We start from the raw sequence: 16284 nt of genomic DNA on the forward strand, positions 1-16284 counted from the left end.
GCTATCCGAGGTATGGAAAGAAGGAGCCTTTTCGGGAGAACGAAGATTCTGGCGGTACCAGAAGCCGGGCATATAGAACTGGCAATCGGAATGACGGTATCCGGTGTTTATTTGCTCGCCATAATTGAAATAAACAGTATCCAAGGCCGTGATGACAACGTTAATACGCTGCTTGCCATCTTTATCAACTACCTGGCGGGTAATAGCCAATGGCAACTGCTCGGAAGACTGGCAAGTATACACACCGTCCTGCTGCTTCTGAAGTGTCAGTGAATAGTGTTGGGCGTCATTACCCGGAACTTTTAAAGAAATAGAGGTCGAAACATCTCCCAGAGAATGCTCCATAGCCCCTACATTTGTAATGCCCGCTAAAAGCATTACTCCAAAAAACAATCTCTTTAGTCTCATAATCGCATTTGTTTTATAGTTGTTAGAATGCTGGTTTTTCTGCCTCTATTGATGGAGAAGTACCCTTTACAGATGGCCATCCATCTTTCCACTCAATCTTATCCATCAGCAACATACGTCCTTCGGGATTTTTCACGCTTACCGCATGATAGAAAAACCAATCATTACCGGCATTATCCGTCACAATCTCAGAATTATGGCCGGTGCCTACAAAAGCACTATTTTTATGAATCAGGATTTCATGTTTATTGTCGAGCATACTCCCACCCTTTTTATCAACATAAGGGCCGAAAAGATTTTCTGAACGTCCTACTACTGTTGTATATGTGCTGTTCAATCCTTCACAGCAAGTACCTATTGAAGCAAAAAAGTAGTAATAACCATCCTTCTTATGAATATAAGTGCCTTCGTAGGCTGTTCCTGCCACTTTTTGAGGTGTAGCACCTTCTTTAAGGAAAAGTCCATCATCTGACAGCTCAATAGCATAAATGCCGCGGAAACTGCCCCAGAAAAGATATTTTCGTCCTCCTTCCTCTATATAGAAAGGATCAATAGAATTCTGCACATTGATTTCATTGCTACGAAACATTTTTCCATGATCCTTAAAAGGGCCTTCAGGCTTATCGGCAGTAGCACATCCGATGCCACAAGTCCACTCGCCTCCCCAAACGGACATGGAATAATAAAGCACGTATTTATCGCCTATTTTATTAATATCTGGAGCCCATAGTCCTCCTTTGGGTTCAAAGTTCGGACGAGTATCATTTGTAAAAGCCGTACCCACATATTCCCAATCTACTAAATTCTTGGAGCGATGAATAGGCAGATTACGGATATTTTCAGTGGCATATAAGTAGAAATAACCATCCTCTCCTCTGATAACAGAAGGATCAGGCAAACTATAGTTTATAACCGGATTATGATATACATTCTTCGGTTGATTTTCCGGATCATCTTCTGTTTTTGACGATGATGAAGAACATGCCGCCAAGCAACATAATGCCGATATTATAAATAACTTTTTCATCAGAACAAATATTTATGATAAAAAAGAAAATGGAGGTATATTTCTCACAGCAATTCACCATTCTGACTTTGCCGATCCTATATACCTCCAATATTCTTTCTGCACTATAGCGAAAGTGACTGATTAAATTTTATCTTCATCAGCTACGGCTTCTTCCCAAGTATTCCATATAGGAGTAGCAGGGTCGTATTCTGTATAACCTACATTCTGCCACAGCTTGGCATTTTTATTAGCCTCGATAGCATTATAAGGAATCGGCCAATAAATATTATGCTTACCCATAATGAAATTAATGTCTGTTTTAGTGGCATCAACACGAATCGTTACACCCTTGTTGTACATACCTTTGCGTACACAACGTTGATACCAATAGCTACCACCTTCCAGATCTGTACCGGTTTGTTTGTCAAAAGTTTCCACATTATAGGTATTGCCCCATTCATCAGGTCTTCCACTGCGAGCCAGACAGAGAGATACACGAGTCAACTCTACATTACGCCACTCTTCATAGAAAAGCTCACGTGCACGTTCGTCCATGATATCACCGATAGTCACATTGCCGGTATAGAGTTCAGAACATTGTGCACGTTTTCTGATGATATTCAGGTCATCCTTGATAGTCGGATCACTCGGATTAATGTAGAATTTAGCTTCAGCACGAAGTAAGTATGCTTCTGCCAAACGATAGAGATACCAATCGGCAACACTACCCTCAGTAGCTCCTTCAAGACCATTATTTTTAATCAAAGCTTGGTTGACAACATCATCCAGACAGAAAATATAATGAGGCACATCATACCAGCGTCGAATTGTATCGGAACATAATAATTGTCCCTTTGCGGTAACCAACACGGGATTTCCATCTTTATCTTTACCCCAAAAATCTCTGTCGGAATGAAGCATAATGTTCTGTCCATAGAATTCGGAGTCTACATTGTTACAACGCAAATTTTCCATGTGCATCCAGTTTCCAGTTTCTGAACTATGGCGCAAATCCGTTTCATCCATCTTGCCATTTACAGCCCACAATCCATCTTGATAGAAAGTACTGGTACGGAAAGTTGCAATACCACGACCCAAGCCACGCATATAATCATATTCCACACGGTATTTGCTATTAGTACGGTCAAGGTTATACAACGCTTGTTTACCGTCGGGCATCTTGATTCTACCATCAAAGAAGAAAGGATACATGATACGCATACTCAACATCGGGATAAACGATTCGGCAGCTGCACCACGGTTGGGCATACCCATAATAACTTCCTTGTTAGCTGTAATCAACTTGTTCTCAGGACGATGTAAATCCCAAATCACGTTGCGCGTAATGGGCCAAGAGGTAGGTTCACCACCTTCAAAGAAGGTACCGAAGTTATTAGTCATTAATGAATAACCGGACTGGTCAATCAAAATATCCAGCTGTTTCTTTGCATCCTCATATCTACCCAGAGCCAGATATAACTTGGAAAGCAACATACGACAAGCTCCCTTATTCACCATACCGATGTATTGCATATCCTTCTGGTCGGGCACCCACTGAACTGCAAATTCCATATCAAGCGCCATCTTCTCCAGAATTGCATCCCTGTGAGTAGAATGGTAACTCAATTTAGGAGATGATGTCAATTTAGTAAGTAAAGGCACATGCCCATACTGAAATACCAATGCATAATATCGATAAGCACGATGGAAATAGGCACGACCAATATATTCTTTCTTTAACGTCTCATCCATAGGGACACCATCTATAAATGAAAGTATTGTATTGGCATTTCGAACACCTTCATACCCTTGTCGCCAAAAGAAATAGATGCTGTTTGTACGACCTAAGTTTTTTTCTGTACTTTGATCGCTATTCGAACGCAACATATTATCTACATTATCAAGGAATCCTGATTTATCAGTCGCAGCAGGTACCATCAAATCAGAGAAAGTGTATTCTGTAGCCAACGCCATCATTTCACGAGAATCTTCACTCACATAGTTTCTCTTCAACTGACGATCGCAGATAGCCAACACAGACCTAATACCATCTTCTGTAGTAAACACTTCACTAGGTTTGAACATGGTTTGCGGATCAGGTTCCAAAAAGCTTTCTTTACAACCGGTCAGCACCATTGAAGCTCCGGCCATCAGGATAAATCCCTTGCAAATAAATTTTTGAATATAGTTTTTCATATTTATTCTTGAGTTAAAAGATTTAGAATGTTAAGTTAAGTCCCAGTGTCCAAATACGAGAAGCATAATTGCCTGTTTCCGGGTCACCATAATATTCCCAGTCCTTAGAGCCCCATACAGCAGCATTCCGAACTGTAGCATATACCTTAGCACGTTCAATATCTACTCTTTTTGTCCATTGTCTGGGCAATGTATAGCCTATTGAAATATTTTCTAAACGGACAAAAGAACGGTTATAAAGTCTGCGGGCTCCTCTGGCGCCTTCAGGACCTTGTGCTTCAATACGCGCATATTTATTGCTTGGATTATCTACTGTCCAATACTCTTTAGCTTCTTTATTCACTAAACGGTAAGTCATACCACCACCATCGTCGTCATTGTTCAGATACATACTTTCCAAACTCTTATGACCCATACGAGAGTAAATATTGATAGATAATGTCAAATCTTTCCACAAAGTAAAGTCATTACGTAATGCCCAAGTTACGGGAGCCGCCGTTTGTCCTTGGAATACTTTATCATCATTGTTATAAATAACCTTCTTCAGATTTCCATCAGCATCATATTCATCGTTAGCCGGATTGTTCCATACCTTTGGATCACCCGGAACCTGACCATATATTTTTGCTTCCTCTACTTCATCTTTCTGCCAAATACCGGTCACTTTATAGTCCCAAATGGCACTGATAGGTCTGTCAATAAACCAGCCATTACCCACGTAATCAGCTTCTTTTTTACCAATCACATTGCCTGAAGCGTCCAATATATCTTCATAATCACCATATAGATGTTTAATACGGTTCTTATTGTATGAGAGGCTAAATGTTGTGCTCCATTGGAAATTCTTATTATCAATATTCAACGTGTTCAAAGCAATTTCCAAACCATTGTTATCAACTTGTCCCAAATTGGTCGTGATACTTTCAAAACCTGTAAAGTTAGGCAAGCGCTGTCCCATAATCATATCTTTGGTACTCATACGGTAATATTCCAATGTACCGGTTATACGATCATTCAAGAAACCAAAGTCTAAGGCAAAATTCCAAGACTGTGTCTTCTCCCACTGTAGCCCCGGATTCTCCATGCGTTGAGCCATTAAGTAACGCATCAAGTATAAATCGCCAGAAGATGTAATATAGCCCTGCATCTTTCCACCACCCGGATAGAGGTTAGCAAGAGCTTCATAAGGATTAGCCAGCGAACGGTTACCATTCTTACCGAAAGATACACGCAATTTACCAGTACTCATGATGTGAGTGTACGGCTGGAAAAACTTTTCATTAGAGAAAGTCCATGCCAAACCACCGGAGGGGAAGTAAGCGTAAGGATTAGAAGAACCGAAAGCCGAATAACCATCGCGACGCATAGTGAAAGTAGCCATATAACGATCATCATAAGAATAGAACACACGCCCCATTAAACCATCAGCAGTCTGATGTGAGTCATCACTTCTAAACGAACTTGCCGACTTATCACCATTTTGTGTATTGTGGAATCCAAGTACATCAGATGGCAAAATGTTACGGGCTTCAATACGGTCTGACCAATACTGACGTTCTTCAGCTTCTTGTGCCAGTGTCAAAATAACATGATGTTTATCGGCAAAAGTATGATCCCAAGTAATGGTATTATTCAAAGACCAGTCGAAACGTTTAGCTTGTTCACGATTCACTCCACGGTCAGTTGGCTTAGAATTCGGCCGTTCAGCAGACATGAAGTAACGATCATGGAAATACTGAAGACGCGGAGCAGCATTGAATGTATAAGTAATACCAAACGGTAATTTCAATTTCGCATTAAAAATCGTATTGAATGTAGTATATCCTTTTTGCAATTCCAAAAACTGTTTTTCGTAATACCAGTTTGTCAGATTGTTACGGTCATACTGGAACATCAAAGGGTCTTGTACATAATTACCTTCATCATCCTTAAATACTGCGTATGGACTATTTTCCATGAAACCACCTTTATTCATACCAATTTCACCATCTGAACGATCCTGGAAATTGATGTTAGCACCTATTTCAAACCAATCAGTCACTTTTGCATTCAATTTGAAATTACCACGAATAGCACGATAAGTATCATCTACAAAAGCACCTTCATTACGCAAGTAACCTAATGACATATAATAGTCAATCTTCTCACCTGCACCACTGATACTAGCATTATAATCTTGGTTGAATCCCAGACGGAATGCTTTATCCTGCCAGTCCATTACCTTACCGGACAAAAGATTATCCATCAAAGCTGTATTAGGTCTAAATCCCAAACGTCTTGCCCAAATACTCAGGTCTGATTCCCCTTCATCATTGGTAGTATAACCTCTCCATGCTTCCAAAGACACATCGTCAAGGTTATTAGGATTGCGGAAGTAACCCGGTTTTGAAGTATATTCATTACCCGGTCTTGAGTAAGCGGCATATTCACCGGTTTCAGCATTTACACCATACGTATTTTTTTCTTTCCAGTCTACATAATGTTGCAGATATGCTTCCGGACTCTGCCACCTGTCGCGATAAGCAGCTTTTTGAGTCAATCCGATGCTAGCTGTAAAATTGATTGTCGGTTTACCCTGCTTACCCTTTTTGGTAGAAATAATGATAACACCATTCGCAGCGCGTGCACCATAAACAGCAGCAGCAGAAGCATCCTTCAACACGTCAATCTGTGCTATGTCATCCGGATTAATTTCAGAAAGCTCACCATAAAAGAACATTCCATCAAGAATAAGCAACGGGTCATTGTGCCCACCATCGGTATAAACTGAACGCTGACCACGGATCTTCATTGAGCCACCACCTTTAGCACCGGCATCACTTTCACCGTATCCTACCGTCAAACCTGGTGTACCACGTAAGACATCTTGTACTGTCTTGGGATTATCATTAGCTATCTTGTCCGGACGTACTTGTACTACAGACCCCGTAAGGTCTTTCTTACGCATCGAACCATAACCTACAACTACCACTTCCTCCAGAGCCTGGGAATCGTCTTTCAATACAACATTCAAAGGTTGTCCTTTATATTCCACTTCTTGGGTCACCATACCAATATAAGAAATTACAAGTGTAGCACCCTTTGGCCCATTTATCGAGAAGTTACCATCGATGTCGGTAATGGTACCTGTAGTAGTTCCCTTTACCTTAATATTCACACCCAACAAAGGTTCCTTATTAACATCCGTTACAGAACCTTTTATTACAACATTCTGAGAATGTGCTGCAAGTGCAAACACGCAAAAAAATAAAAATAAGATTTTCTTAGACATGTTTTATAGATATTAGATTAGAAATATTACGGAAGATGAATATTCCGTACTTTTTATTAATACAGTGTATTGCAAGCAAATTTTTAGCCAGCAAATTAGATTAATTAAAAATTGTCTCTCTTTATACCATAGGCTTATTATTAGATTTAACATTAAACGAAATTTCTGTTTTCACGAAGCAAAATTATCTCTTTATAAGAAAAAACAATAGAACGATCTTTTCAAGAAATACAATTATAAAACCAAAATATGCCCCTACAGACATTTCTCGACAAGACTATAATATCTATTTTCTAAATAGCGAAACTTTTGATAAAACTGCATACTATTTAGTATGCAGTTTCTCTTCAAGCATCTTAATGAAATATCCGCCTACCACCGAACGAGCTTGGAAGCCTCGTTGTTTCGGACTATCTGTAAAGACCCAATCAGACATTGGAATGCGGTCAACAGTCTCATTCATAAAGCTATAAACCGGATCAACAAAACTTTCAAAAGTAGTCTTATCCTTAGCCATAGTAGCTGTCCAAATAATCCAGTCAGTCTTGGTATATGTTTCACGACTGTCAAGTGGCAAACCATAGCGATTTTGCTTGGTCAGATAGTATGCAATTTCCGTTTCAGCTACTTTTTCCGGGAATATCTGCCAATTCATCAATTTATCCCATACCAAATTATACTTTTGACTCCAAGTGCCTGCCTTATCAAATGTCAAACGGTAGTGGTCGCCATCATCGGCCATCTCTACCCATTGGGTAGCCATTTCTTTTGCTTTATTTGTATATTTCTCGGCTACTTCAGTCTTTCCCAGCATATTGGCCAAATAACCATAAGAAGCAATACCCAATATAGCTTTTATAGAAAGATTCGCATTGTGAGCAAAGTGTCCTGCAAAATCATCTGTACAGAGTTGGTTTCCCGGGTCTTGACCATATTCCACCAGATAATCAGTCCAAGTGGTCAATGTAGCCCAGTGACGGTTTGCATAGTCCGCATTTCCCTCTATGGCAGCAATGGCAGCAGTCACCAGCAACATATTACCGCTCTCTTCCAGAGGCATATCACCACCGTATGTCTGTCCGTTAGCCAGTGGATAAGTACCGACATCATGGGCAGCAAACGGTTTAGTCCACTTACCACTTTCACTGTAGTAGAAAATATGATTAAGCAACCCTTTGGCCAATTCCGGATTATAAAGTAAATATAAAGGAGACGAAGGATATGTAATATCAACAGTTCCAATAGAACCGTTACTGAAGTTCTCCTTAGAAAGGAACAATAATTCACCGTTCGGAGCTTCTACAAGTTTATGGGCAGCTATAGATTGACGATAAGCTAATGCACAAAGTTCAGCATACTTACGACCGCCCACTGCGGTAGCTTCCTCCATCAATTTCTTATCAAAAGCAGCACAATCTTTCATCAGTTTCTGATAGTCAACCGCAGCTTTCTGGAACTGAGAAACAATCGTTTCTTTCCCTGAACGATTCCAATAAGGGCGCAAATTGTCACCAAAATATTGGATGGAGTAAATATCATCATATCCCAGCATCAGATAACCATCAGCATTCTTTGTTTCACCTAACGAACATACCAAGGCTAGTTTATCATAACCATCAGTAGCCGGTGCATCTAATTTATTCTCCAAAAAGCTCTTACGCAAAGTCTTGCCATCGCCGATACCATAAGTAGCATTATCCTTTTTACCAGCTAAATAAAAATATCCCCAGTCAATACGGACGTCATCCCCTCTCTTTTTCAGAATCTCCTGACTCTGGCTTCCGGTACGTAAAAGCAGCAAATCGCCTTCTTCAAAACTGCCAGCTATAGATTTCTGATGAGGTACATCAACCGCCCATTGAGGAGAGGCTTCGAAATACAAATCCACCTGATGATTTTTACCATCTCTGGAAACAACTTCATACGAGAGATAATTAACCGGACGAGTCATTAAATCCAGATTATCCATAAACAAAGGAGCAGTAAAAGTCAGTTTCAGATCGACTGGCCCACAAATAAATGTATAATAGGTCTGCATAGCTTGTACATCTACCGAAGTTTGTTCGGCAGTCTGTTCAAAGCAATGATAGTTTTCCTGTTCAACCAATAGTCCAAAGTCCAGCAAGGCATTTCCTACACGATTGTAGCAATATGCAGCTATCAAGTTCTTCCCTTTCTTCAAAGAAGCAGCCACTTCATCCGAAAGCTTCACCTGGGCATGCTTCTTACAAGCATTACCCGTATCCACCACTTTGACACCATTGATATAAATAATTACGTCATCATCATGTGAATAATCAAGGTATACACTCCTACCAGCCAAATCTTCCTGAAGGTCTATAGTTCTGCGTACCCAAATATACTTTTCACTCCATTGCGTCTTGGCAGTATGCTCATTCTCCATGGTTCCAAAAGCAGCTTTGCCTTCTTTCCAGCGGCTATCATTAAAGTCCATATTCTGCCAACCTTCAGCCGGTTGTACCACTGTATATTTCGCTACCCAGTCTTCCTGCTCCGAATTGGGAACCACAGAATTCAATTCGAGTTCTTCCGCTCCCATGAAACGGTAAGTTTGTCCGTCTACTTTAGCTACGCCAATCAGAGGAAAGCTCTTGCCGGTCCAATGTTTCACTGCACCATCATACAAGTTATCTTGAAAAGCCCATGCACTCGTATAAGGGTCAATAGTAACCAACGGATAGGCAGGCGCGCGCAATTCATTCTTCACATGCTGCTCAGATTGGGGTGAGGTACATCCCGCCAGGGCAGCAAATCCCAGCAATAGCGTCATCAATCGTTTCATAAAATCCAAAAGTTTATCTTAATTATTCATTAGTTACTTCACAACTACAGGTCGGATAACTGTTCCATGAATAGAGACTATCCCCTTATCCGACAGAGTAAGATCCTTGATATAGGAAGAACGAGGTTGCACCTTCTCTTCACTGGCATGAGCATGAAATATGTATTTATAGCTTCCATCTTCGCAGATAAAAGGAGCACCATGGCCAGTACCCGACAACCTCGCAGTCTGATCCATATCTCTCCTGAGAATAGGATTTCCGCTATATTTCTCCCAAGGTCCGAAAGGAGAATCCGAGGTGGCATAACCTACAGCATAATCCTTACTTTCAAAATGATTGGCTGAGTAAAGTAAATAATAGACTCCATTCTGCTTCAATATGGAAGGTCCCTCAGCTACAGTAGCCTGTTTACGCTCCCACTCATCCTGTGCTTCAATACACTTCGTCAATGTTTCCTCTTTCAAGCTTTTCAGATCAGGATTCATTTCCGCACACCAAATGACGTTTCCACCCGTGAAACGGACAAAATAGAGATATGCTTTACCATCGGAATCTATAAAAAGAGAAGGATCAATATTCTTTTCACTACCAAAGAGAGGCTGCTTCACATCCTGCACAAACGGCCCTTCAGGCGAATCGGAAGTAGCAACACAAACTTGCTCGTTTACAGTATAGAACATATAAAACTTCTTCAACGACTCTACATAATAAACTTCAGGAGCCCAATAGCCTTTATTCCCCCAAGAATCTTCGGGTGCCAAAGCTAAATTGCGGTTCCGATGCCAATGTTTTAAATCGGTAGAAGTATAAACTTCGAATCCCCGGACATTTGTTCCATATGCATAATAGCAATCCTCGTAAAAGAGTACATACGGGTCTGCTATAGGCAAACGTTCTTCCAGAACTTCAAAATCGTCATCTGTTGATGTAGAAGCAGACGGCTTTGTAGAATTTCCACAAGACGTCCATATAAAAAACAATAAGAAAAGTATTAAATGTGTTTTCATAAAATTGATGTTTTCATGGTGATACAAAAGTAGAGAATCGAAAACACATAGGATAACAGAAAAGATTCAACGTATGGAATAATTACGTCAATTGCATCTTAGGACGCCTCCTTGACTGGATAATTACTTTTTCTGACGCAATTCTTACTTTTCAGGAGTATACATTTCTCTTCTTATACCACCATTTTTGTTTGTCATGTCTTTTATACTATGATAGAAATAGCATATATATCAAAGCAAAGAAAGATTTTAAAGATCAAGAATCAAACGTGGGCAGAATTCTACCTTCAAAAGTTCACGCTGACGAGCATCAGCTACGAATAAACTAGTCGACAACACCTCACCTACAGTTCCGTTAGCCGTAACAACTGCTACTTCCCTTTTCCCCTCTACCAGTTTTCCACTCTGAGGATCGATAATATGTTTCCGCTCATGCGAATCATTACCCGAAGTTGTGAGACATTCATTTTTAAGAAATATTTCCGGCCATTCTTTCGCTTGCGTGACAGCACTTTGTCCGAAGTTAACCTTCCACCCATCAGCCAATGGATGATGCCCCAAAGCCAATACAGAACTATTCCCCATATTAACCAATGCATTCTCTATTTCATATTGCTGAAGTAGCTCCCGTATCTTCTCCAAAGCATATCCTTTCAAAAAACCGGAAAGATTGATAGTCACTCCAGGTTGCAAAAAGAAGAGAGTATGTTCCTGAGGTGAGAGTTGAATACTATAGATAGAATTACGTGTATAATTAGCCGAATGAATAGTAACATCGAAACATCCGTCAGTTCGAGTATAACATTCTACACAGAAAGCAAGCATATCATAAAGCTCCTTACTAACCGGTTGCGGTCCCGTGGCTGCTGTACGGTTCAAATATGCCAGTTCACTCTCTGCATCATAATAATTTGCCATCTTTTCCAAACGGCATAGCATTTCATGGATAGCACTGATCACAAGCATCAAAGACTCTTCGCCTTGCCTGCCGCACAGCACTATATCAACGCGTGTATGCATCGATGGAAACCAAGCATAAAGCAGTCCACCGTGGACAGATGAGAACTTATAAAGATGTTGAATTACATTCGACATTTTCAAATCTGTGTTTCTTAAGAGAAAAATGAAAAAGGCAAGCCACAGTGTTGCAACTTGCCCTTTTCGAAGACATAATATTAATTACAATTCTTTGATCTTTATATTCTTAAACCAGACTTCATCTCCATGATCTTGCAAAAGGATATTTCCTGACTCATGATTTCCGAAATTAGGCCAATTTTTATACTTGCTATAAGCAACCAATGCATCCCACATTTCATTCTGACGTGTGTATTCAATGAGCTTCACACCATTCAACCAATGTTCTACGTGATCACCTTTCACAACAATCATAGCCGTATTAAAGTCTTTCTTATTGAAAGGTTTGTTTGCCGGAGCAGGAATCAAATCGTAAAGCGAACCCAATTTACGGTTACCTTTTACGCCCAACTTGGCATCTGGATGCTTGTCATCATCAAGAATCTGGAACTCACAACCGATAGCTGAACCGGCTCCCTTATTCATATCAGGACTAACAAAATACTTCACACCGCTATTAGCACCTTCAGTAATCTTAAAATCAACTTTCAGAATGAAATTCTTATATTTTTTAGTTGTTACGATGTCACCACCATTAGCAGATTCCGCACCGCCACTCTTCATTACTTTCAGGATGCCGTCTTCCATCTTCCAGCCCTTTTCCGGGAAAGAGTTCAATCGAGCCCCTCTCCAGCCTTCGGAAGTCTTGCCATCCCAAAGGAGTGCCCAACCTTCTTTCGCCTCGTTCGGAGAAATTGTATTAGGAATAACATTTATTTCCAGTGCTTTTTGAGCTGTCTGGTAGCGTTCTACATCTGTAGTACAAATACGTATATTCTTCCAGCTGACAGTCTTTCCTTCATCAGCAGCGTTGCCGATAGCATGTACTTGCAAAGCAATAAAGCCTACAGGAGTCATATCATCCCAAATATTAGCACAAGGTACTCCATTAATCCAGGTAGCAATAGAATTGCCCACAGCCTCAATACGAGCCTTGTTCCACTCATTATTTTTGAAAGCCGTTTTAGCTGTTGGATTTTGTGTCAAAGGATACAACCAATTACGGCGAGCCTCATCATAGATACCACCTGACCATGCACGCTTTGAAGGGTCTATTTCAAACTGATAGCCATGTACACGGCCATTCCGATAGTCTTTCTTGCTTTCACTACGTACTTGTACACCAGAGTTCAATCCATCGTCTATCTTAAAATCAAATTCCAGGATAAAGTCACCATACGTTTTCTTGGTAGCCAGGAAGGTATTAGGAGTATTCATCTTTGAAACACCCACAATAGCTCCATCCACTACTTTGTATTCGGCCTTACCATTCAGTTTCTTCCAGCCACTCAGATTCTTTCCATTGAAAAGAGGCTCCCAATTCTGTGCTGAAACCATAGAGGCACAAAACACAAACAGAAGCAACAAATAATTCTTTTTCATATTGATATCTCTTCTATTAATTATTTTAATATGATGTTATTACATTTTATAAAACTCATCCCATCCCTTACGTGGCGGTACTCCGGCCAACATGGCATTAGCAAATTCATTATTCGTAATCTGCTTCGTGCGAGGATCGAAGAACAACTGCGTATTGAGGCGCTGAGCCATTACTCCCAATGAGAATACCTGACCTAGGACACCGTTAATTTCAAACGGGGAACGAGTCTTTTCCTGACCCATACAAGCTAACAGGAAATTCTCAAAGTGATTGGACGGACTCTTTGGCACTTCCGGTAACTTACCGGCCATTTCCTTTGCCTTTTCCTCCGGAATGATAGAAAGCGTACTACCATGGCTTCCACCCTTAAAGGTAAGTTCTTTTGAATAAATAATCTTTCCGGGATTCAACTTCGCAGCCGGAGCATCTCCCTGGTTTGTTGTAGGAATGTTAGGATCCAGACCGGATACACCATAACCGGCAGGGATAGGAGGAAGATTATCCAAACCATCGTACCAAGTGATATCAACCGGTGGCATACCCTTACGTTGAGGGAAGCGGAACAGGATCGTGGAAGAATAAGGGAAGAAGAAATCATTATGCCCGTTGGCATACTGCATCGTTATTTCATAAGGCAATCCCAATTCCAGGAACTCATGAACCGTATCCAGAATATGCGCGCCCCAATCGCCCAGACAGCCCATGCCGAAATCGTACCAGCAACGCCACTGTCCCAAATGATAGTCCTTGTTATATTCATGATAAGGAGTTACTCCCAGCCAAGGATCCCATTCCATATCTTTCGGCAATTGTTGTCCTGCAGGGAACTTATAGATGTTCGTATCCCACTTATGCCAACGACGGGGATTATTCATATGCGCTGTTACAGCCGTCACATCCTTGATGATACCGGCATCCATCCATGCCTTAAACTGGAAGTAATTAGCTTCAGAGTGCCCCTGATTACCCACTTGGGTCACCAGATTAGGCCGTTTCAACGCAGCCTGCATCAACAACTCACCTTCATAGAAAGTACGTGCCAAAGGCTTCTCTACATAAACATGTTTACCTGACGCCAGAGCCAGCATGCTGATAGGGAAATGGGAATGGTCAGGCGTTGCTATAGCTACAGCATCAAACTCATTGCCTGCCTTATCGAACATCTGGCGAAAATCACGGAAACGCTTTGCTTTGGGATACAGGTTCATCACCTTTTGCGTATGGGGTGCTCCCATATCAACATCACACAAAGCTACAACCTCTACCATACCGGTACGGGCAAAGTCCCCAATAATCTGTTCGCCACGATTGCCAATACCTACATAGGCAATCTTCACCTTATCTGTTATCTTTCTTTGCGATGCAAAGGTGGGATTTGCCAGTATATCACCGGCACCCAATGCCAATCCGGCAGAAGCCATGGTCATGGTCTTCAAAAAATCTCTTCGTGTTGTCATTATCTCATTGGTATTAATTAAGTAATTCTATTTCAATTATCTCTATACTTCACTTTTTTTAAGGAACAGATTTCTTATTCCGTAGAATAAAAGCCGCAATAGGGTCCAAAAGGCATAAAGCACACACGAAAATGCCAGAACATAGAAAATAGATGTCAGCATCTCCGAGAAAGGGGTTTTATAGGAAATTATTGCATACAAATTTGCCAAGTTGCCAATAATGAAGCATGCCAGCAAGGTCAGCAATTCTATCTTTTTCCGGCGAGCGGTAATAACTGTATTTTTCATACGGCTTCAATTGTTTTAGCTTTATGATTCAGATAATCTATTTTATACTCATCGGGGAAGTAAAGTACTTTTTCTTCCTGCAAAGCCTGATCGCCCAATAAGCACAGCATACTTGCATAATAACCCTCTTCGGCTATACGTTTCGGCTGCTTGCGGGTAATAGCGGCCTCTACAAAAGCCTCCAGCAGCAAAGAAGTACCATCCGATTTAGGACGTTCTCCCAAAATAAATTCTCCCTTGTTTTCATTGGCAGTTTCCGGTGCCCAACTGGTACCGGCAAAAGGCAAAGAGTCAAAGACTTTATTCTCCCAATCATTGATCATCTGCAGGAATCCGGGTGCAGGGGCTACACTCTCAAAATAATACTTACCCTTTTCAGGCTCTACTGTTCCCAAATTACCCATGATTTGCTCTTCCAAGCCATAGAATTTATTGGATATGACAGAATCGAACGTCATCTTCACTCCATTATCAAACACATATATACAACTTACATTGTCATACACTTCACGGCCGTCTTTCCAGTAAGTAATGGCTCCATGTCCCATCACCTTCTCAGGAAGCTTTTGCAAAGCCCAACTTCCGATCTGTAGCTGATGGCAGGCCAATTCAGTCATCAAACCCTTGGAATATTCACGATACAAACGCCAGTTTATCAGACGTTCCAGCTCAGGGGAAGGGACTTCCCGCCTCCAATCTCCATTCCGGTTCCAGAAAGTACGGATAGCATTGATTTCACCAAATGTACCGGCGTGTACCATCTCCATTACTTTTATATATCGCGGGTCGAAAAGGCGCTGCTGACCGGTAAAGAATATCTTGCCCGTACTGATGTGCTTCTGATAGATACAGTAGCACTCTTCCATCGTAAAGCCTATGGTCTTTTCACAGAATACATGTTTACCGGCATCAAAAGCATCCAATACAATCTGGCAATGGGAATTAAGGGGAGTAGCCACCAATACCGCGTCAATCGTTTTGTCCTCCAATAGTCTCCGGTAGTCATCATAAATCTTGGCTTTCGGGGCAAGTTTCAACCCCTCATCAATGGAAGGCTGGTAAATATCACACAAAGCCACAATATCCACTTTAGGATTCTGTACCAGAAAGCTCATAAGAAAACGTCCTCTTGAACCCGGACCGATAACAGCCAAACGGCATTTTTCATTGGAAGTTTCCTTTACTTCTGAAAAAGCAGAAAGCCAAGGACTTGCTGACAACAACACCCCGGCTCCAAGCATCCCTATATTTTTGAGGAATTCTCTTCTGTTGATTAATGTATCTTTCATAATATGGTCTTTAAAATAAAATACGAATATACTC

At 41.0% G+C, this 16284-nt stretch carries 10 protein-coding genes and 1 pseudogene; all 11 read right to left on the minus strand.

Annotated features, from left to right (window positions below; all coding sequences use genetic code 11):
* Positions 1-408: pseudogene (locus BWI44_RS08125) on the minus strand (hypothetical protein); the annotation flags it as partial.
* A gap of 22 nt (positions 409-430) precedes the next feature.
* Positions 431-1435 (minus strand): family 43 glycosylhydrolase, encoded by a 1005-nt coding sequence (locus BWI44_RS08130; RefSeq protein ID WP_286812931.1) that lies wholly within the window; start codon positions 1433-1435, stop codon positions 431-433.
* Positions 1436-1558: 123 nt separating this feature from the next.
* Positions 1559-3613 (minus strand): RagB/SusD family nutrient uptake outer membrane protein, encoded by a 2055-nt coding sequence (locus BWI44_RS08135; protein ID WP_117694318.1) that lies wholly within the window; start codon positions 3611-3613, stop codon positions 1559-1561.
* Positions 3614-3635: 22 nt separating this feature from the next.
* Complete coding sequence (locus tag BWI44_RS08140) at positions 3636-6884, minus strand: SusC/RagA family TonB-linked outer membrane protein (protein ID WP_195208561.1); 3249 nt, start codon at positions 6882-6884, stop codon at positions 3636-3638.
* 325 nt (positions 6885-7209) lie between these two features.
* Positions 7210-9687 carry a glutaminase domain-containing protein gene (locus tag BWI44_RS08145; RefSeq protein WP_195208562.1) on the minus strand — a complete coding sequence of 826 codons (2478 nt, stop codon included), beginning with the start codon at positions 9685-9687 and terminating at the stop codon, positions 7210-7212.
* A gap of 33 nt (positions 9688-9720) precedes the next feature.
* Positions 9721-10695 carry a glycoside hydrolase family 43 protein gene (locus tag BWI44_RS08150; protein WP_044532436.1) on the minus strand — a complete coding sequence of 325 codons (975 nt, stop codon included), beginning with the start codon at positions 10693-10695 and terminating at the stop codon, positions 9721-9723.
* A gap of 249 nt (positions 10696-10944) precedes the next feature.
* Positions 10945-11790: an FAD:protein FMN transferase gene (locus BWI44_RS08155; protein WP_195208563.1), complete on the minus strand. Its 846-nt coding sequence runs from the start codon at positions 11788-11790 to the stop codon at positions 10945-10947.
* A gap of 84 nt (positions 11791-11874) precedes the next feature.
* Positions 11875-13215 carry a 3-keto-disaccharide hydrolase gene (locus BWI44_RS08160; RefSeq protein WP_286812935.1) on the minus strand — a complete coding sequence of 447 codons (1341 nt, stop codon included), beginning with the start codon at positions 13213-13215 and terminating at the stop codon, positions 11875-11877.
* Between the two features lie 39 nt (positions 13216-13254).
* Entirely contained in the window at positions 13255-14673 is a 1419-nt protein-coding gene (locus tag BWI44_RS08165; RefSeq protein ID WP_195208565.1) for a Gfo/Idh/MocA family oxidoreductase, read from the minus strand.
* A gap of 42 nt (positions 14674-14715) precedes the next feature.
* Positions 14716-14961 (minus strand): hypothetical protein, encoded by a 246-nt coding sequence (locus tag BWI44_RS08170; RefSeq protein ID WP_138291480.1) that lies wholly within the window; start codon positions 14959-14961, stop codon positions 14716-14718.
* A complete protein-coding gene (locus BWI44_RS08175; protein ID WP_286812937.1) occupies positions 14958-16250 on the minus strand; it encodes a Gfo/Idh/MocA family protein in 1293 nt (430 codons plus the stop codon). Before BWI44_RS08175 ends, BWI44_RS08170 begins: the two co-directional genes overlap by 4 nt.
* Positions 16251-16284: the final 34 nt, after the last annotated feature.

Origin of the sequence: Bacteroides sp. Phil13 (genome assembly GCF_001940965.1) — a bacterium.
GTDB lineage: Bacteria > Bacteroidota > Bacteroidia > Bacteroidales > Bacteroidaceae > Bacteroides > Bacteroides intestinalis.

Bases quoted from the DNA above. Each gene is read 5' to 3' on its own strand.
- BWI44_RS08130 (WP_286812931.1), bottom strand. From the start codon at position 1,435: ATGAAAAAGTTATTTATAATATCGGCATTATGTTGCTTGGCGGCATGT.
- BWI44_RS08140 (WP_195208561.1), bottom strand. From the start codon at position 6,884: ATGTCTAAGAAAATCTTATTTTTATTTTTTTGCGTGTTTGCACTTGCA.
- BWI44_RS08145 (WP_195208562.1), bottom strand. From the start codon at position 9,687: ATGAAACGATTGATGACGCTATTGCTGGGATTTGCTGCCCTGGCGGGA.
- BWI44_RS08150 (WP_044532436.1), bottom strand. From the start codon at position 10,695: ATGAAAACACATTTAATACTTTTCTTATTGTTTTTTATATGGACGTCT.
- BWI44_RS08160 (WP_286812935.1), bottom strand. From the start codon at position 13,215: ATGAAAAAGAATTATTTGTTGCTTCTGTTTGTGTTTTGTGCCTCTATG.
- BWI44_RS08175 (WP_286812937.1), bottom strand. From the start codon at position 16,250: ATGAAAGATACATTAATCAACAGAAGAGAATTCCTCAAAAATATAGGG.
- BWI44_RS08165 (WP_195208565.1), bottom strand. From the start codon at position 14,673: ATGACAACACGAAGAGATTTTTTGAAGACCATGACCATGGCTTCTGCC.
- BWI44_RS08170 (WP_138291480.1), bottom strand. From the start codon at position 14,961: ATGAAAAATACAGTTATTACCGCTCGCCGGAAAAAGATAGAATTGCTG.
- BWI44_RS08155 (WP_195208563.1), bottom strand. From the start codon at position 11,790: ATGTCGAATGTAATTCAACATCTTTATAAGTTCTCATCTGTCCACGGT.
- BWI44_RS08135 (WP_117694318.1), bottom strand. From the start codon at position 3,613: ATGAAAAACTATATTCAAAAATTTATTTGCAAGGGATTTATCCTGATG.